Consider the following 17038-nt stretch of genomic DNA (forward strand, 5'->3'; position numbering starts at 1 on the left):
CGCGGGATGATAACGCAGCTGAGGTCAATGAAATGCAAGTGGCTCGAATCTGACAGTCAAGGCAACAGCTCGCTGTCCGCCTTCATTACGTCCGTCTCGCCATTGGCCACGAGCCAGCGAAACAGCTCTGCCACCGACACCGTGTGGCTACGCTCGATCCACCGCACCAGCGCCGGGCCATAGTGTTCGGTGTAGCGGCTGAGCACCAGATGGCGACAGTCCGCTGACAGGCGCAGGGTAATTTCCCGACAGTGCAGAGTGGCCGGGTCCTGCTGGATGACCCGTTGCTGCAGAATCAGGCTATTGCCTTCAGAAACCATCGGCCGGTGCTCCTGTGCATTGTGTTTTGGTGTTCGTCGGCGAGCCTTGTTTGCCATCCGCCACGTAGGCGGCACGATGCTCGGCGACCACGTTGCGTAACGCGCTGTAGTAGTCCGGCAGTTTTTGCAGGCTGTCGGTCAGCGGTAAGGCTTCTGCGCGGCCATCGACGAAGCCGCCGACCGTGCTGATAGTGGACAGCGTGTCCACGGTATCGCTGTTGCTGCCAAACGGATCGATCACAAAACCAAGCACGCGCCCGGCGGCGTCGCGGCTGTTGGAAGTGCCGAACAACGGCAGTTCGACGATCGGACCATTGCCGATGCCCCACACGCCGAACGTCTGGCCGAAGTCCGCGTCGTGACGCGGGATGCCGGCCATGCCGGAGACATCGATCAAGCCCACCACACCCACCGTGGTGTTCAGCACGAAACGCCCCAGGGTATTGGCCGAGCGCATCGGGTTGCCTTGCAGCAGGTCATTGATGAATACCTTGGGCTCGCCGAAGTTCGCCACAAAGTTATGCACACCGGTCTGGAAAAAGTCCGGCGAGTAGCGATAGCCGCGAGCGACCGGTGCCAAGGCGTAGTCATCGACCACCCGGTTAAACGCGAAGACCCCGCGATTGAACGGTTCCGCCGGGTCGTACACTGAATAGGCGATGTCGGCGCAACTCACATCGGTGGTGGACGGCGGCTGACTGCTGCAACCCGCCAGCCCTGCGGTCAGCACGGCAATCGAGGTGTTGCGGGTCAGCCAGGGAGCACATTTGAAAGGCAACATGGACGCAAGTCTCGGGAGGAATTCGCCGAGATGCTGAGCCCCAAGCCTTGCGCAAAGATGTCTGGTTTATTGCGGCGCTGACGCTTTATTGCAGGATTGAAATATATGACGCGCTGCCGTGAATGGTTTTAGATGGCGGTTCCATTCGCCCCTTAAGTGACCTTCGGTGAACAGCCTTTTAATTGTGGACGACGACCTTGAGGTCCTCGATCTACTGAAAAAATTCTTCGTGCAGCACGGCTACAGCGTCGAGGTCGCCACCGACGGCCCGTCGCTGTGGGCGGCCATCGAGCGCCAGCCGCCAGACCTGATCATTCTTGACGTGATGTTGCCCGGGGACAGCGGACTGATCCTGTGCCAGCAACTGCGGATTCGACACTCCATTCCGGTGATTATGCTCACCGCCATGGGTGAACTCAGCGACCGGGTCGTCGGCCTGGAACTGGGCGCCGACGATTACCTGACCAAACCCTTCGACGCTCGTGAACTGCTGGCCAGGGTGCGCGCCGTGTTGCGTCGAGTGGACGAGCGCCGTCCGGTATCGCAGGAACGGCCACGGCCGCTGATCGACTTTGCCGACTGGCACCTCGACGTCACCCGTCGAGAACTGCGTTCGCCGGACAACGTGATGATTCCATTGTCGGCCGGTGAGTTTGACCTGCTGCTGGTCTTCGTCGAACACCCGCAGCGCATCCTCACCCGCGAGCAATTGCTGGACCTGGCGCGCGGACATTGTCACGAGGCGTTCGATCGCAGCATCGACGTTCAGGTCAGCCGACTGCGGCGCAAACTCGAGTCCGACACCAAACGGCCGGCGATGATTCGCACCGTGCGCAATGGCGGTTACCTGTTCACGCCCAGCGTGACGCGGCGATGAGCTGGCTGAAGCGGATTCGTCGGGATACGGTGGCGCGCTGGATCGCGTTGACGATCATCCTGGCCATGCTCATTTCACTGGCACTCAACGGGCTGTTTATCCAACTGGCCGGCGTGTGGGCGCGCCCGCCGCTGACCGAAACCGGCCTGCTGGAAAAAGCCGCCGCCATCAGCCGCGTCATCGAGGCTGCACCGGCGCCACTGCGCAACTCATTGGCGCAAGCTGCCGGCGAGAACGGCTTCACTGTCAGTTGGCACCCGGACCGGCACGATCTCAATCTGCCGACCGTGGAAGATCCGAAGTCCGACATCGGCTCGACCATCCTGCAGCCGATGCTCAGAGCCCCTGACCGGCGCATCGAAGCCTATGAGCCGGCCGACTGGACGGAGCACACGGCGGACGCGCATTACGCGCTGCTGATCGAGCTATCGGATTCGACATGGCTGATGTTCTCCGCGCCCTCGCGCAGTTGGGGCCTCGACGAAACGCCACGCTACCTGATCGTGATCCTGCTGGTGCTGATCTCCACCGCCCTGGTCGTGCTGATCGCCACCCGGCGCCTCGCCACACCTTTGCAGCATTTTGCCGAAGGTGCCCGACGTTTCGGCGTGGACTTCCGCGCACCGCCCATCGAACCGCTGGGCCCACAGGAAATCCGCCAGGCGATTCTCGCGTTCAATGCCATGCAGGCCCAGTTGCAACACTTCATTCGCGACCGCACGCAAATGCTCGCCGCCATCTCCCACGACCTGCGCGCGCCCCTGACGCGGATGCGCTTGCGGGGCGAATTCATCGAAGACAGCGAGCAACAGCAACGGTTGTTTCGTGATGTGGATGAAATGCAGGCGATGATCAACTCGGCGTTGGAGTTCTTCCGCGATGATGCGCGGCTTGAGCCGGCGACCCAGTTTGATCTGGCGGAACTGCTGCAAACGTTGTTGGATGATTACCGGGATCAGGGTGTCGAGATTGCTTTCAATGGACCGCTGCGGTGGGTGTATTTCGGGCGACCGTTGGGGCTTAAGCGGGTGATGACCAATCTGCTGGATAACGCGATCAAGTACGGGAGTGAGCCGGGGATTGAACTGATCCCCGGAGCCGGGGAGGTGCGGATCAAGATACTGGATCGTGGACCGGGTATTCCCGATGCCAGCCTTGAACAGGTTTTTGCACCGTTCTTCAGACTGGAAGGCTCACGAAACAAAAGCACGGGGGGCGTTGGTTTGGGGTTATCGGCGGCGCGGGCGATTGTGCTGGAACACGGCGGCGAGCTGACACTGCGCAATCGGCCGACGGGTGGGTTGGAGGCGTTGGTGGTGTTGCCGGTGCATCCGAATACAAGTCACTACGCATAACCCCTGTGGGAGCGAGCCTGCTCTCGAATGCGGACTGTCAGACGACTTTGTAGTGACTGATACACCGCTTTCGCGAGCAGGCTCGCTCCCACAGGTTTTTCCACAGTTCTGCTGGTCTAAGCCTCCCAGCCCGCCCCACTGACCGCTGCCTGCGCCAGTGGGTGCAAGTCTGCCCCCTGATGCTCCGTCTGCCAGGCCAGCAATTCCTTGCGCATGCCGGGCGTCCAGTACATCTGCAGGTGATTACGCACACCGAGCACGGCCTGTTGCTGGTCCGGTTGGCTGGCGAAGTACTGGGCGATCTGGTTGGCCATTTTGATCAGGTTTTCAGTGCTCATCGGCGCACCTCGGCTTTAGTGCCCCGTGCCTGGCGGCGTTCGTCGAGCAGTCGGTGCTGGTTGTCGCTGAACTCCTGATAGCGTTTTTGCCACTCGGAAGGGTGGTAGACGCGGCTGACTTCCACGGCCGTGACCTTGTACTCCGGACAGTTGGTGGCCCAGTCGGAGTTGTCGGTGGTGATCACGTTGGCTCCCGATTCAGGGAAGTGGAAAGTGGTGTACACCACGCCAGGGGCGACCCGTTCGGTGACCCGCGCACGCAGTACGGTCTGGCCGGCGCGGCTGCCGATGCCGACCCAGTCACCTTCGTTGATGCCACGGCTCTCGGCGTCGGTCGGATGGATTTCCAGGCGGTCTTCGTCGTGCCAGGCAACGTTTTCGGTACGCCGGGTCTGTGCGCCGACGTTGTACTGGCTGAGGATGCGCCCGGTGGTCAGCAGCAGCGGATAGCGATTGTTGACCTTTTCCTCGGTGGGCACGTAGCCGGTGAGCATGAAACGCCCCTTGCCGCGCACGAACTCCTCGATGTGCATGGTCGGCGTGCCGTCCGGTGCCGCGGCGTTGCATGGCCATTGCAGGCTGCCGTGGCGATCCAGTTCGGTGTAGCTGACGTTGGTGAAGGTCGGCGTCAGGCTGGCGATTTCATCCATGATTTCTGACGGATGTTTGTAGTTCATTGGATAGCCCAGCGCGTTGGCCAGGGCCACCGTGCCTTCCCAGTCAGCCTTGCCGCCCAGAGGGTCCATGACCTTGCGCACCCGGGAGATGCGTCGCTCGGCGTTGGTGAAGGTGCCGTCTTTTTCAAGGAACGAGCAGCCCGGCAGGAACACGTGGGCGAACTTGGCGGTTTCGTTGAGGAAAATGTCCTGCACCACGATGCATTCCATGGCGGACAGGGCTGCTGTGACGTGTTGGGTATTCGGGTCGCTCTGGGCGATGTCCTCGCCCTGGCAATACAGGCCCTTGAAGCTGCCGCTGAGGGCGGCTTCGAACATGTTGGGAATGCGCAGGCCCGGATCGGGTTGCAGGGTGACATTCCAGGCCTGTTCGAACTGCGTCCGTACCACCTCGTTGGAGATGTGTCGGTAGCCGGGCAACTCGTGGGGAAAGGAACCCATGTCGCAGGAGCCCTGAACGTTGTTCTGCCCACGCAGCGGGTTCACGCCCACGCCTTCGCGGCCGATGTTGCCAGTGGCCATCGCCAGGTTGGCGATGCCCATCACAGCAGTACTGCCCTGGCTATGTTCGGTGACGCCCAGACCGTAATAGATCGCGGCGTTGCCGCCGGTGGCATACAGGCGGGCGGCGGCGCGGATGTCGGCAGGTTCTACGCCGCAGATGGCGCCGAGGACTTCCGGCGAGTTTTCCGCGCGGCTGACAAACTCGCTCCAGTGGGCGAAATCCGTTCCCTCGCAACGGGCGTCGATGAAGGCCTGATTGAGCAGGCCTTCGGTGACGATGACGTGGGCCAGGGCGTTGAGCATGGCGACGTTGGTGCCCGGGCGCAGGGCCAAGTGCAGTTCGGCGCGAGCATGCACCGAGTCCACCAGATCAATGCGTCGTGGATCGATGACGATCAGTCGCGCGCCTTCACGCAGGCGGCGTTTGAGCTGGGAGGCGAACACCGGGTGGGCGTCGCTGGGGTTGGCGCCCATCACCAGGATTACGTCGGCCTGCATCACCGAATCGAAGCTCTGGGTACCGGCGGACTCGCCCAAGGTTTGTTTCAGGCCATAACCGGTTGGCGAATGGCAGACCCGCGCACAGGTGTCGACGTTGTTGTTGCCGAACGCGGCGCGCACCAGTTTTTGCACCAGGTAGGTTTCTTCGTTGGTGCAACGACTGGAGGTGATGCCACCAATGGAATCGCGGCCGTATTTTTGCTGCAGTCGGCGGAATTCGCTGGCGGCGTAGGTCACCGCTTCATCCCAACTGACTTCCTGCCAAGGGTCGTTGATGTGTTTGCGGATCATCGGTTTGGTGATGCGGTCCGGGTGGGTGGCGTAGCCCCAGGCAAAGCGTCCTTTGACGCAGGAGTGACCGTGGTTGGCCTGGCCGTTCTTGTCCGGAACCATGCGCACCAGCTTGTCGCCTTTCATCTCGGCGCGGAACGAGCAGCCCACGCCGCAATAGGCACACGTGGTGATCACGCTGCGTTCGGGCTGACCCAGTTCGACCACGCTTTTTTCCATCAGGGTCGCGGTCGGGCAGGCTTGCACACAGGCGCCGCAGGACACGCATTCCGACTCAAGGAAGTTATCGCCACCGGCGGCCGCAACCCGGGACTCGAAACCGCGCCCGGTGATGGTCAGGGCAAACGTGCCTTGGGTTTCTTCGCAGGCGCGTACGCAGCGGTTGCAGACGATGCACTTGCTCGGGTCGTAGTCGAAGTAGGGGTTGGAGGTGTCCTTCACATCGGCCAGATGGTTGTCGCCTTCATAGCCGTAACGCACTTCCCGCAGGCCGACCTGACCGGCGACGGTTTGCAGTTCGCAGTTGCCGTTGGCCGAGCAGGTCAGGCAGTCCAGCGGGTGATCGGAGATGTACAGCTCCATGACATTGCGGCGCAGGGTCGCGAGCTTCGGCGTCTGGGTGTGCACGCTCATGCCTTCGGTGACCGGCGTGGTGCAAGACGCCGGGTAGCCGCGCATGCCGTCGATTTCAACCAGGCACATGCGGCAGGAGCCAAAGGCTTCCAGGCTGTCGGTGGCGCACAGTTTCGGAATGGTGGTGCCCAACAGCGCGGCGGCGCGCATCACCGAGGTCCCTTCGGGCACGCTGATGCTGCGGCCGTCGATGTTCAGGGTCACCTGCACGTCGCTGTCGCGGGCCGGGGTGCCGAGGTCGATATCGGTGTTCGGGTCGAAGAGGGTGATCATTGGTCGGCCTCCGAAGATTGCAGACCGAAGTCGGCGGGGAAGTACTTGAGGGCGCTGGCCACCGGAAATGGGGCCATGCCGCCCAACGCGCACAGCGAACCGTATTGCATCGTGTCGCACAGGTCTTTGAGGATGATCACCTGCTCATCGCGACCGTTCTGGTCAGGTGCAGCGAGCAGTCGGTCGATCACCTCCACGCCCCGGGTCGAGCCGATGCGGCACGGCGTGCATTTGCCGCAGGATTCCTCGGCGCAAAACTGCATGGCGAAACGCGCCATTTGGGCCATGTCCAGCGTGTCATCAGCCACCACCACACCACCGTGACCGAGCATCGCGCCCATGGCAGCAAACGCTTCGTAATCCAGCGGCGTGTCGAATTGCGACGGCGGCACCCACGTGCCGAGCGGGCCGCCCACCTGGGCGGCTTTCAGCGGTCGGCCACTGGCGGTACCGCCGCCGTAGTCTTCCACCAGTTCCCGCAAGGTCAGGCCAAAGGCCCGTTCCACCAGGCCGCCGTGACGAATATTGCCCGCCAATTGGAAAGGCATGGTGCCCAGGGAACGGCCCATGCCGTAGTCGCGATAGAACTGCGCACCCTTGGCCAGAATCAGTGGCACCGAGGCCAGGGTCAGCACGTTGTGCACCAGGGTCGGCAAGCCGAAAAGGCCCTGCAGCGCGGGGATCGGCGGCTTGGCGCGGACGATCCCGCGTTTGCCTTCGAGAGAGTCCAGCAGCGCGGTTTCCTCACCGCAGATGTAAGCGCCGGCCCCGACGCGTACTTCCATATCGAAGGCCTGACCGCTGCCGCCGACATTGGCGCCGAGGTAACCGGCGGTCCGGGCGATGTCAAGCGCCGCGCGCAGTGTCGCCACGGCAGCCGGGTATTCCGAGCGCACATAGATGTAGCCGTAGCTGGCGCCGACGGTGATGCCGGCAATGGCCATGCCTTCGATCAGCAGGAAGGGGTCGCCTTCCATCAACATACGGTCGGCGAAGGTGCCGGAGTCGCCTTCGTCGGCATTGCACACAATGTATTTCTGCGTTGCCTGGGTGGCGCGCACCGTGCGCCATTTGATCCCGGCCGGGAAGGCTGCGCCGCCACGGCCACGCAGGCCCGAATCGAACACTTCCGTCGCGGTCTGTTCGCCACCGATGGTGACGGCTCTTTTCAAACCCTCGAAACCGCCATGATCCCGGTAATCGTCGAGGTACAGCGGCCGGGTGATACCGGCACGGGCAAACAGCAGGCGTTGTTGCGTCTTCAGATAGGGCAACTCTTCCACCAGGCCCAAGGCCAGAGGATGAGAAGACGGCTCGCTTTGGAGCGCTTCGAGCACAGACGGCACATCAGCAGCCGTTAACGGGCCGAAGCCGATACGGCCTTGCGGGCTGTCCACTTCCAGCAGCGGTTCCAGCCAGTACAGGCCGCGCGAGCTGGTGCGTTGCAACTCCAGGGGCACAACGCGTCCCCGGGCGTGGACGATAAGGGCCACCGCAACCTCTTCGGCACCCACGGCACGGGCCAGCGAATCACCGGACAGATAGAAAGTCGGCATCATGCATCCTCCCGGCAAGCATCAAGCAAAGCATCCAGACGCTCGGCGCTGAGCCGCGCATGCACCTGACCATCCAGCTCAAGGGCGGGCGAGCAGGCACAGGCGCCGAGGCAATACACCGGGCGCAGGCTGATGTTGCCGTCGGCGCTGCTGCCGTGGTCGTCCAGTTGCAGGCGTTCGCGCAACTGCGCGGCGAGCTGCTCGGCACCGCGGCTCTTGCAGGACTCGGCCCGGCACAGACGCAGGATATGCCGGGCTGGAGGCGCGGTGCGGAAGTCATGGTAGAAGCTGATCACCCCGCGAACCTCGGCCTGACTCAGGTTCAGCGCGTGGGCAATCTCGGGGATGGCGGCATCGGGGATATAACCGATGCCCTCCTGAATCTCATGAAGAATGGGCAACAGTGCACCCGCAGAGCCCTTGTGGCGCTCCAGCACGCTGTTGACCATAGGCAATTGCAGCATCTCATCAGGCATTCAGCATTCCTCACGGTCACGGACAAACCAGAGGGTTGTCGGTCGTCCGAAAGTGTCGGCTGCGGCACTCACACCACGTCACGGTATCGTGGCAATTTCAGGCCGTTGGCCAGGGCACCCTGTGCGGGCATCTTGTTGTGCCCGGCGCGGTCTTCGCCGCACCTCTATAAGGGCATTAAGGCAGCTTGCCACGCTGCTTTTGATTCATCTGCACCAAAGCGACGTGTTCGGTTCTTTCTACGACCTTCTATTGAGTCTAGAAGAGTGCGGCCCGAGGCGTCGTCCCTGAATGGTCGGGGCCAGTTTCCAGCGCTTGTGCCAAGCTGATGGAGTGTTAATACGCCCGCCGCTCAGACAAACCTCAGGAAGCTCATGTCATGAACCCCAGTCATGCGTCGCACGTCCGTCGAGAATTCTACAAAGCAGTCGGGTTCTACTTTCGCGTTGTCTGGCCGATCTTTTCCTTACTGCTTTTTCTGATCGTGCTGATCGGCCTCATCATCAGCCACCTGGAGGGTTGGGATCCTTTTGACGGTATCTATTTCGGCTTCGTGACCGGTTTGACCATTGGCTATGGAGAACTCGTGCCGAAACTTGGCGTCTCGCGGGTTCTGGCGATTTTTCTGGGGTTCAACGGGGTGCTGATGACAGCGATATTTGCGGCGATCAGTGTTCGGGCGATTGAGGTTGCAGTGCGGGCGGCGGGGCAGGAAGAGCCGGATAAGCCGACGGCGTGAAGTCATGCAAGTCATCGACTCCCAAATTCATGCGCGACGGCGTGGTGTTCCCCAACGAGCGGGAGTGTCAGATCCGTGGGCAATTCAGGGAGCAGATGCGTTGATCTATCCCGCTGTAACAGCCGAAAAATAAAAAGCCCCGAAAAACCTCGGGGCCAATCCTGAATGCCAGCCACCACACACAACCCCTGTGGGAGCGAGCCTGCTCGCGATAGCGCCAGCCCAACCAACGCAAAACCCTGAAGTGACCTCAACCACTTGTAGGAGCTCGCTCGCGAAAAACGCAAGGCATCCACATTCCCTGCTGAATGCCCCCGACCACCGCAACCAAACCCGCTCCCACAACATCACGCCTAACTCTTGAAACCAAAAGCTAACCCGGCGCTTCGCCCACTACCCCTCAGCCTTCGCCCCCGCCCGCTTAGACGCCATCTCATTGTCCCGATCCCGATTCAGCACCTTCACCGCATCATCCACCACCGCCTTACTCATCGCAGTCAAATAATGCGCGGCCCAAGCGTGGCGGTCGGTGTCTGTGGCGTAGGCGGCATCTTCGGTCAGCTTCTTGGCGAGGAACAGAAAGTCAGAAGCCATTGATAACGCATCACCAAGAGGAACGCCGCGAGTTATGTGGAACAGGGCGTGATTCGCGCAGTAGATGGCGGGTGTGAGGCCGATGGTTTTGAGTTCTGGTTGATCGGTCATTTGCCACCTCCGATGAGGGAGAGGCGGTCGGGGAAGGTGTTACGCGATTGGGAATTGCGTAGAGGGAAAAGCCAAATTTCGTACGGATTGATGCTGCGCATTATCAGACTCCTTGATATGGGGAGCTGCCACATTCGTTTCCACACGAATGGGTGACAGCTGTGCGCAGGGTGGAAAACCGGGAATCAAGGAAACCGGCACGCCCGAAGACGTCCCACGCACAGCCGCCATAACTCACGCCGCAGGCATAAAAAAAGCGCCGGCAGACGTGATGGGGGCGCTGTTGCGCCTTGAATTACACGGGTTTCCACACCCGGTCGCTGAATTGGCAGCGACGGTTGGAGGGTATCGTGCAGGCCTCATTACTGCAACGTTCATAAGCTCTTTGCTCAGTGCTTTCTCTGGAAAAACTAGCATCGGGTATGGAAGAGAATATCCCTACCGCAATCTCGGAATGGCCCGACAACAATCCGAAGCGCACTGTTTTAGGCTGCGCATAAGCGCGCTGCCTCGTCTGTCGAAAATCCGCATAAACCGTAGTGTTTGCCGCGTTTTATGCGACGTACAGATTTGACATGGTCATTAGGCTACGGCAGCATTGACCCCAATCGCGCCCGATCCTCTGGTGCTGGCTCAGTCCGGCATTACGTTCGGGCCTTCTTGTTTCTGGAACATGGAAGTTGTCTACCCCAGCCCCTCCGAAGCCGTTCCGTACATACTCTGATTTGGTCGCGATTTTGGCCAGCAGGGGCATGGAGGTCCATGACCCCTCACGTGCAGAGCGCAAGCTTGCGCAGTTAGGCTATTACCGCCTCAGCGGTTATTGGTACCCGGCTCGAGAGTTCAAAATGAACGGCCAGCAGCAAGACGTTTGCCCGGTCACGGGCAAGCCTCTGCGTCTGGACACTTTCCAGGCAGCCACCTGCTTCAACTCGGCCGTAGACCTTTACAAGTTCGATAAACGATTGCGAATGCTTATGCTGGATGCAGTCGAGCGTTTGGAGGTTCACCTCAAGACCGTAATGGCTCACGAGGTTGGGTATCACGACCCAATGGCTTACACCAATGCGAAATTCATCCTGCAAAAATGGACTCAACCGTACACGGACCGTAGCGGCAATAGGCGGAACAAGTGGGTGGAGTGGAGCCAGAAGCAGCAGTCGCACATTGCGCGGAGCAAAGAGGACTGCATTCAGTGGCACTTTCGAGCCGGTAAGTCCATTCCCGTTTGGGTTGCGGTAGAAGCATGGGATTTCGGTGATCTTTCTGAGTTCTTCGAACTGCTTAGTAGTAAGTATCAGAATCTCATACTCGCGCGCCTCGGCTTGAATAACACCAGGATGCTCAGCCGATGGATGCAACAAACCAGCCATTTGCGCAACCGCTGTGCGCACCATTCGCGTATCTGGAATCAGGCCTCGCCTAACGCGTTGGCGGTACCCGTAGAACCGTATTTTCAGACGCTGGGGCTAGATCAGCACGCGCTCAAGCGGTTGTACGGGGCAGTCGCGGTCATATGGTTTCTGCTGCAGAAAATCGCACCAGCCTCGACCTGGATCAGCGACGTCGCGGATTTGATCGACAGCAAGCCTGCTATGCCGGGCTGCACCTTCAAGGCGATGGGGTTCCCGGATGAAACCGGGTTCCCTCGGCAATTGTTCGGGATTTAGTTGGCTTTGGCGTAAGTCCATGTCGGGTGTGCCATCCCAACCATCCCAACCATCCCAACCATCCCAACCATCCCAACCATCCCAACCATCCCAGATCGCATCGAGTAGTCGGCCACCCAATTGAATCCTTACTGGATAGCTTTCCAGTCATGCTAAGCCCACGACTGCCACTCCACTCCACTCCACTTCATCAATCACAGAATGTGTTTCAGATAATCCTTGAGCGCGATAAGCGGCGCATCGAGTTGCTCTATCGTCCGTGCAGTGCTGAAGTCTTCCGCCAACCTATTCAATTCGCGGCCTAAGACTGTGTCCACACCGCCGATAGCGTTCAGGGCCAACTTCAGGCATTCATCCACTTTACTGTGGATCACCTCGACATCCCCCCGCCGCACCAGCAACCCAAAAACCTCACGCTCATAATCACTCATCATAAGATCATCCCGCAGAATCGGGCTTGAATCTTCAGTCTCATAAGCGAGCTTGAGGCAGAACAGAGCGACGGTTTCCAGCAGCAATTCCATGGGGGAATCCTTGTGAAATGTTCCACCGCTGCGGGCGGCGTGGAAGAGCAAGATCAAAAGATCGCAGCCATCAGCAGCGGAGTGGCTTTTCTACAGACGAAAAAAAAGGCCTTGCAAAGCAAGACCTTTCTTAATTTTGGTGCCCCGAGGGAGACTCGAACTCCCACTTCTTGCGAAAACGGATTTTGAATCCGCCGCGTCTACCAATTCCGCCATCAGGGCTCAATGGCGGCGAAGTATAGAGATGAGATTACCGTCGGTCAATCAGGTACATAGAGAATTTTCACTATTTCGGCTAGACTTCCGGCCCCTGCTAGACGAACCCCATCATGCGCGTTGCTGACTTTACTTTCGAACTCCCTGATTCGCTGATCGCTCGCCATCCTTTGGCCGAGCGTCGCAACAGTCGCCTGTTGACCCTTGATGGGGTCAGCGGCGCCCTGGCACACCGTCAATTCACTGATTTGCTCGAGCATTTGCGCCCGGGCGATTTGATGGTGTTCAACAATACCCGGGTGATTCCGGCGCGACTGTTTGGCCAGAAGGCTTCCGGCGGCAAGCTGGAAATCCTGGTGGAGCGGGTGCTCGACAGTCATCGCGTGCTGGCCCATGTGCGCTCCAGCAAGTCGCCGAAGCCGGGTTCGAAGATCCTGATCGACGGCGGTGGCGAGGCCGAGATGCTGGCGCGTCACGATGCGTTGTTTGAGCTGGGGTTCGCCGAAGAGGTGTTGCCGCTGCTCGATCGCGTCGGGCACATGCCGTTGCCTCCTTATATAGACCGCCCGGATGAAGGCTCGGACCGCGAGCGTTATCAGACGGTCTACGCCGAGCGTTTGGGCGCGGTGGCGGCGCCGACGGCGGGGCTGCATTTCGATCAGCCGCTGATGGAGGCGATTGCCGCCAAGGGCGTCGAGACCGCATTCGTGACCTTGCACGTCGGCGCGGGCACGTTCCAGCCGGTGCGCGTCGAGAAGATTGAAGACCACCACATGCACAGCGAGTGGCTGGAAGTCGGTCAGGACGTGGTCGATGCCGTCGAAGCCTGCCGCGCTCGCGGTGGTCGCGTGGTGGCGGTGGGGACCACCAGCGTGCGTTCCCTGGAAAGTGCCGCGCGCGATGGCGTGCTCAAGCCGTTCAGCGGCGACACCGACATCTTTATCTACCCGGGCCGGCCGTTTCATGTGGTCGATGCCCTGGTCACCAACTTCCATTTGCCCGAATCCACGCTGTTGATGCTGGTTTCGGCGTTCGCCGGTTATCCCGAAGCCATGGCCGCTTATAAAGCCGCCGTCGAGCATGGTTACCGCTTTTTCAGCTACGGTGATGCGATGTTTATCACCCGTAATCCCGCACCACGTGGCCCTGAGGAAACAGAATGAGTCGCACCAGTCGCATGTCTTTTGAGCTTCTTGCCACCGACGGCAAGGCTCGTCGCGGTCGTTTGACCTTCCCGCGCGGTACCGTCGAGACCCCGGCGTTCATGCCGGTGGGCACGTACGGCACGGTCAAGGGCATGTTGCCGCGGGATATCACCGCCACGGGCGCGGAAATCATTCTGGGTAACACCTTCCACTTGTGGCTGCGTCCTGGCACCGAAGTGATCAAGAAGCACGGCGATCTGCACGATTTCATGCAGTGGAAAGGCCCGATTCTTACAGACTCAGGCGGTTTCCAGGTGTTCAGCCTGGGCGCGATGCGCAAGATCAAGGAGGAGGGCGTGACCTTCGCCTCTCCTGTTGACGGCGCCAAAGTGTTCATGGGCCCGGAAGAGTCGATGCAGGTCCAGCGCGATCTGGGCTCGGACATCGTGATGATTTTCGACGAATGCACCCCGTACCCGGCTGACGAAGACGTCGCGCGGGTATCGATGGAGCTGTCGTTGCGTTGGGCCAAGCGTTCGAAAGAAGCTCATGGCGACAACACGGCGGCGTTGTTCGGCATTGTTCAGGGCGGTATGCACCAGGATCTGCGCATGCGCTCCCTGGAAGGTCTCGACAATATCGGCTTCGACGGTCTGGCTATTGGCGGTCTGTCGGTGGGCGAGCCGAAACACGAGATGATCAAGGTGCTCGACTACCTGCCGGGTCAGATGCCGGCTGACAAACCTCGTTACCTTATGGGCGTTGGCAAACCGGAAGATCTGGTTGAGGGTGTGCGCCGCGGTGTGGACATGTTCGATTGCGTGATGCCAACCCGTAATGCCCGCAATGGGCATCTGTTCATTGATACAGGCGTGCTGAAGATCCGTAACGCGTTCCATCGCCATGATGATTCGCCGCTGGATCCGACCTGCGATTGCTACACCTGCCAGAACTTCTCCCGTGCTTATCTGCACCATCTGGACAAGTGTGGCGAAATGCTGGGTAGCATGTTGAATACCATCCACAATTTGCGCCATTACCAGGTGCTTATGGCTGGTTTGCGCGAGGCTATTCAACAGGGTACATTGGCCGCCTTTGTCGATGCCTTCTACGCCAAACGCGGGTTACCTGTTCCGCCTTTGGACTGAGTTTTCTGACCCCAAGATTCAACATTTGCAACTGGAGTGCTAAATGAGCTTTTTTATCTCTAACGCCATGGCTGACGCTGCTGCACCTGCTGCAGGCCCAATGGGCGGCGGCTTTGAGTGGATTTTCCTGGTCGGTTTCCTGGTCATCTTCTACCTGATGATCTGGCGTCCACAGGCCAAGCGCGCCAAAGAGCAGAAGAACCTGCTGGGCAGCCTGCAGAAAGGCGACGAAGTTGTGACCACCGGTGGTATCGCCGGCAAGATCACTAAAGTGGCAGACGATTTCGTTGTTCTGGAAGTTTCCGACACCATCGAAATGAAGTTCCAGAAAGGCGCCATCGCCGCCACGCTGCCAAAAGGCACGCTGAAAGCGATCTAAGTTCCAACTTCTACTCAATCGACGGGGCGCGCAAGGCGCCCCGCGTCATAAGCGGGCGGCGTGATGCTGAACAAATACCCTCTGTGGAAATACATTCTGATCCTGGCGGTGCTGGCGGTCGGTCTGATTTATTCCGCTCCCAATCTATATCCTGATGACCCGGCCATTCAGGTCAGCGGTGCAAGTACCGCACTGTTGGTCAATCAGGCTGATCTGGATCGTGTGAGCGCAGCGCTCAAGGAATCCGGGATCAACGTCAAGGCTGCCACCCTGGCAGCAAACGGCAAGGGCGGTTTGATTCGTCTGACCAAGGCTGAAGATCAGCTACCTGCCAAGGACGTCGTGCGCAAGGCATTGGGTGATGACTACGTCGTTGCACTGAACCTGGCACAAACCACCCCGCAATGGCTGCGCAGCCTGGCCGCGCACCCGATGAAGCTGGGTCTGGACTTGTCCGGTGGTGTGCACTTCCTGCTGGAAGTGGACATGGACAAAGCGCTCGATGCGCGCCTGAAAGTCTACGAAGGCGACGTCAAGAGCCTGTTGCGTAAAGAGAAACTGCGCTATCGCAGCCTGCCGCAACTCAACGGTGCCATTCAGCTGGGCTTCACTGATGAAGCAGCCCGCGAACAAGCCCGTACGCTGATCCGCAAGAGCTTCAACGATTTCGACATTGTTCCGGCCGACCTGAATGGCCAACCGGTGCTGCGTCTGGCGATGACCCCGGCCAAGCTGGCGGAAATCCGCGAATACTCCATCAAGCAGAACTTGACCACGGTACGTAACCGCGTCAACGAGCTGGGTGTTGCCGAGCCAATCGTTCAGCGTCAGGGCGCCAACCGCATCGTGGTTGAGCTGCCAGGCGTGCAGGACACCGCCGAAGCCAAGCGTATCCTCGGCAAGACGGCCAACCTTGAGTTCCGTCTGGCCGCTGAGCCGGGTGCTTCGAAAGCCACTTCCGAAACCTTCGAGTTCCGTGAAGGCAAGCGTCCGCCAGCACAGATCGAGCGTGGCCTGATCATCACTGGCGACCAGGTGACTGACGCCAAGGCTGGCTTCGGCGAGCATGGCACGCCAGAAGTGAACATCCGTCTGGATGGCCACGGTGGCGAGCTGATGAGTCGTGCGACTCGCAGCAACGTCGGTCGCAGCATGGCGGTGATCTTCATCGAGCAACGTCCGGTCACCACTTACGTCAAGCAAGTGGTTAACGGCGTCGAGAAAGACGTGCCGGTCCAGACGTTCAAGGAAGAGAAAAAGATCATCAGCCTGGCGACCATCCAGTCGCCGCTGGGTGCTCAGTTCCGCATCACTGGCCTGAACGGTCAGGGCGAGTCGTCCGAACTGGCGCTGCTGCTGCGTGCCGGTGGTCTGGCTGCACCGATGTACTTCGCTGAAGAGCGCACCATTGGCCCGAGCCTGGGTGCCGACAACATCGTCAAGGGTATCGATGCATCGCTGTGGGGCATGCTGTTTGTCTCGCTGTTCATCATGGCCATCTACCGCTTCTTCGGCATCATCGCCACCGTCGCGCTGGCGGTGAACATGGTGCTGCTGCTGGCCTTGATGTCGCTGCTGGGTGCAACGCTGACCCTGCCGGGTATCGCCGGTATCGTATTGACCATGGGTATGGCGGTCGACGCCAACGTTCTGATTTTCTCGCGGATTCGTGAAGAGATCGCGGCGGGCATGACCGTACAACGGGCAATCAACGAAGGCTTCGGCCGGGCATTCACCGCGATTCTCGACGCCAACCTGACAACCTTGTTGGTCGGCGGGATTCTCTTTGCGATGGGCACCGGCCCGGTCAAAGGCTTCGCAGTGACCATGTCCCTCGGGATCTTTACCTCGATGTTCACGGCCATCATGGTGACCCGCGCGATGGTCAACCTGATCTTCGGCGGTCGTGACTTCAAGAAGTTGTGGATTTAA

The 17038-nt window shown here is 60.0% G+C and carries 16 protein-coding genes and 1 tRNA gene; 8 read left to right on the forward strand and 9 right to left on the reverse strand.

The annotated features are described in order from the left end of the window. Positions 1-56: 56 nt before the first annotated feature. Together AC3IUE_RS05110 and AC3IUE_RS05115 are read right to left on the reverse strand one after the other, a co-directional pair. Positions 57-320 (reverse strand): hypothetical protein, encoded by a 264-nt coding sequence (locus AC3IUE_RS05110; protein WP_489265950.1) that lies wholly within the window; start codon positions 318-320, stop codon positions 57-59. After that, positions 310-1101 carry an MlaA family lipoprotein gene (locus tag AC3IUE_RS05115; protein ID WP_489265952.1) on the reverse strand — a complete coding sequence of 264 codons (792 nt, stop codon included), beginning with the start codon at positions 1099-1101 and terminating at the stop codon, positions 310-312. The genes AC3IUE_RS05110 and AC3IUE_RS05115 overlap by 11 nt, the downstream gene beginning before the upstream one ends. Positions 1102-1267: 166 nt before the next feature. On the opposite strand from AC3IUE_RS05115, the gene AC3IUE_RS05120 reads away from it, so the two are divergent. Both AC3IUE_RS05120 and AC3IUE_RS05125 read left to right on the forward strand, forming a co-directional pair. Further along, entirely contained in the window at positions 1268-1978 is a 711-nt protein-coding gene (locus AC3IUE_RS05120) for a response regulator (RefSeq protein ID WP_489265954.1), read from the forward strand. Continuing rightward, positions 1975-3333, forward strand: coding sequence for a sensor histidine kinase (locus AC3IUE_RS05125; protein WP_489265956.1), 1359 nt, complete (start codon positions 1975-1977; stop codon positions 3331-3333). The genes AC3IUE_RS05120 and AC3IUE_RS05125 overlap by 4 nt, the downstream gene beginning before the upstream one ends. Positions 3334-3449: 116 nt before the next feature. Here AC3IUE_RS05125 and AC3IUE_RS05130 read toward each other — a convergent pair whose 3' ends face one another. Genes AC3IUE_RS05130 through AC3IUE_RS05145 form a run of 4 tightly spaced genes read right to left on the reverse strand, consistent with a single transcriptional unit; the run spans position 3450 to position 8582 of the window. Next, on the reverse strand, positions 3450-3671 hold the full coding sequence (locus tag AC3IUE_RS05130) for a formate dehydrogenase subunit delta (RefSeq protein WP_095131521.1): 222 nt from the start codon (positions 3669-3671) through the stop codon (positions 3450-3452). Continuing rightward, positions 3668-6550 carry a formate dehydrogenase subunit alpha gene (gene fdhF / locus AC3IUE_RS05135; RefSeq protein ID WP_489265958.1) on the reverse strand — a complete coding sequence of 961 codons (2883 nt, stop codon included), beginning with the start codon at positions 6548-6550 and terminating at the stop codon, positions 3668-3670. The genes AC3IUE_RS05130 and fdhF overlap by 4 nt, the downstream gene beginning before the upstream one ends. Next, positions 6547-8109 (reverse strand): formate dehydrogenase beta subunit, encoded by a 1563-nt coding sequence (locus tag AC3IUE_RS05140; RefSeq protein ID WP_489265960.1) that lies wholly within the window; start codon positions 8107-8109, stop codon positions 6547-6549. Before AC3IUE_RS05140 ends, fdhF begins: the two co-directional genes overlap by 4 nt. Continuing rightward, positions 8106-8582, reverse strand: coding sequence for a formate dehydrogenase subunit gamma (locus AC3IUE_RS05145; protein ID WP_461997070.1), 477 nt, complete (start codon positions 8580-8582; stop codon positions 8106-8108). The genes AC3IUE_RS05140 and AC3IUE_RS05145 overlap by 4 nt, the downstream gene beginning before the upstream one ends. Positions 8583-8959: 377 nt before the next feature. On the opposite strand from AC3IUE_RS05145, the gene AC3IUE_RS05150 reads away from it, so the two are divergent. Next, positions 8960-9319, forward strand: a complete 360-nt coding sequence (locus AC3IUE_RS05150; protein ID WP_489265963.1) for a potassium channel family protein — start codon at positions 8960-8962, stop codon at positions 9317-9319. Between the two features lie 393 nt (positions 9320-9712). Here AC3IUE_RS05150 and AC3IUE_RS05155 read toward each other — a convergent pair whose 3' ends face one another. Then, the gene (locus tag AC3IUE_RS05155; protein WP_489265965.1) at positions 9713-10024 is read right to left on the reverse strand and encodes a DUF3077 domain-containing protein; all 312 of its coding nucleotides are present in this window, start codon (positions 10022-10024) and stop codon (positions 9713-9715) included. A 752-nt stretch (positions 10025-10776) separates the two neighbouring features. On the opposite strand from AC3IUE_RS05155, the gene AC3IUE_RS05160 reads away from it, so the two are divergent. Next, positions 10777-11694 (forward strand): Abi family protein, encoded by a 918-nt coding sequence (locus AC3IUE_RS05160; RefSeq protein WP_489268754.1) that lies wholly within the window; start codon positions 10777-10779, stop codon positions 11692-11694. A 194-nt stretch (positions 11695-11888) separates the two neighbouring features. Here the strand turns inward: AC3IUE_RS05160 and AC3IUE_RS05165 are convergent, their stop codons facing one another. Together AC3IUE_RS05165 and AC3IUE_RS05170 are read right to left on the reverse strand one after the other, a co-directional pair. After that, positions 11889-12218, reverse strand: coding sequence for a hypothetical protein (locus AC3IUE_RS05165; protein ID WP_489265967.1), 330 nt, complete (start codon positions 12216-12218; stop codon positions 11889-11891). Positions 12219-12355: 137 nt separating this feature from the next. Further along, positions 12356-12440: transfer RNA gene (locus AC3IUE_RS05170), tRNA-Leu, on the reverse strand. A 107-nt stretch (positions 12441-12547) separates the two neighbouring features. Here AC3IUE_RS05170 and queA point away from each other — a divergent pair. The 4 genes from queA (at position 12548) to secD (ending at position 17038) form a co-directional block, all read left to right on the forward strand. Further along, positions 12548-13597, forward strand: a complete 1050-nt coding sequence (gene queA / locus AC3IUE_RS05175; RefSeq protein WP_046046021.1) for a tRNA preQ1(34) S-adenosylmethionine ribosyltransferase-isomerase QueA — start codon at positions 12548-12550, stop codon at positions 13595-13597. 14 nt (positions 13598-13611) lie between these two features. After that, the gene (gene tgt / locus AC3IUE_RS05180) at positions 13612-14727 is read left to right on the forward strand and encodes a tRNA guanosine(34) transglycosylase Tgt (RefSeq protein ID WP_161990833.1); all 1116 of its coding nucleotides are present in this window, start codon (positions 13612-13614) and stop codon (positions 14725-14727) included. A 43-nt stretch (positions 14728-14770) separates the two neighbouring features. Further along, the gene (yajC, locus tag AC3IUE_RS05185) at positions 14771-15106 is read left to right on the forward strand and encodes a preprotein translocase subunit YajC (protein ID WP_046046023.1); all 336 of its coding nucleotides are present in this window, start codon (positions 14771-14773) and stop codon (positions 15104-15106) included. A gap of 63 nt (positions 15107-15169) precedes the next feature. Further along, positions 15170-17038, forward strand: a complete 1869-nt coding sequence (secD, locus tag AC3IUE_RS05190; RefSeq protein ID WP_123368310.1) for a protein translocase subunit SecD — start codon at positions 15170-15172, stop codon at positions 17036-17038.

It is taken from the genome of Pseudomonas sp. GL_093, from assembly GCF_057837605.1.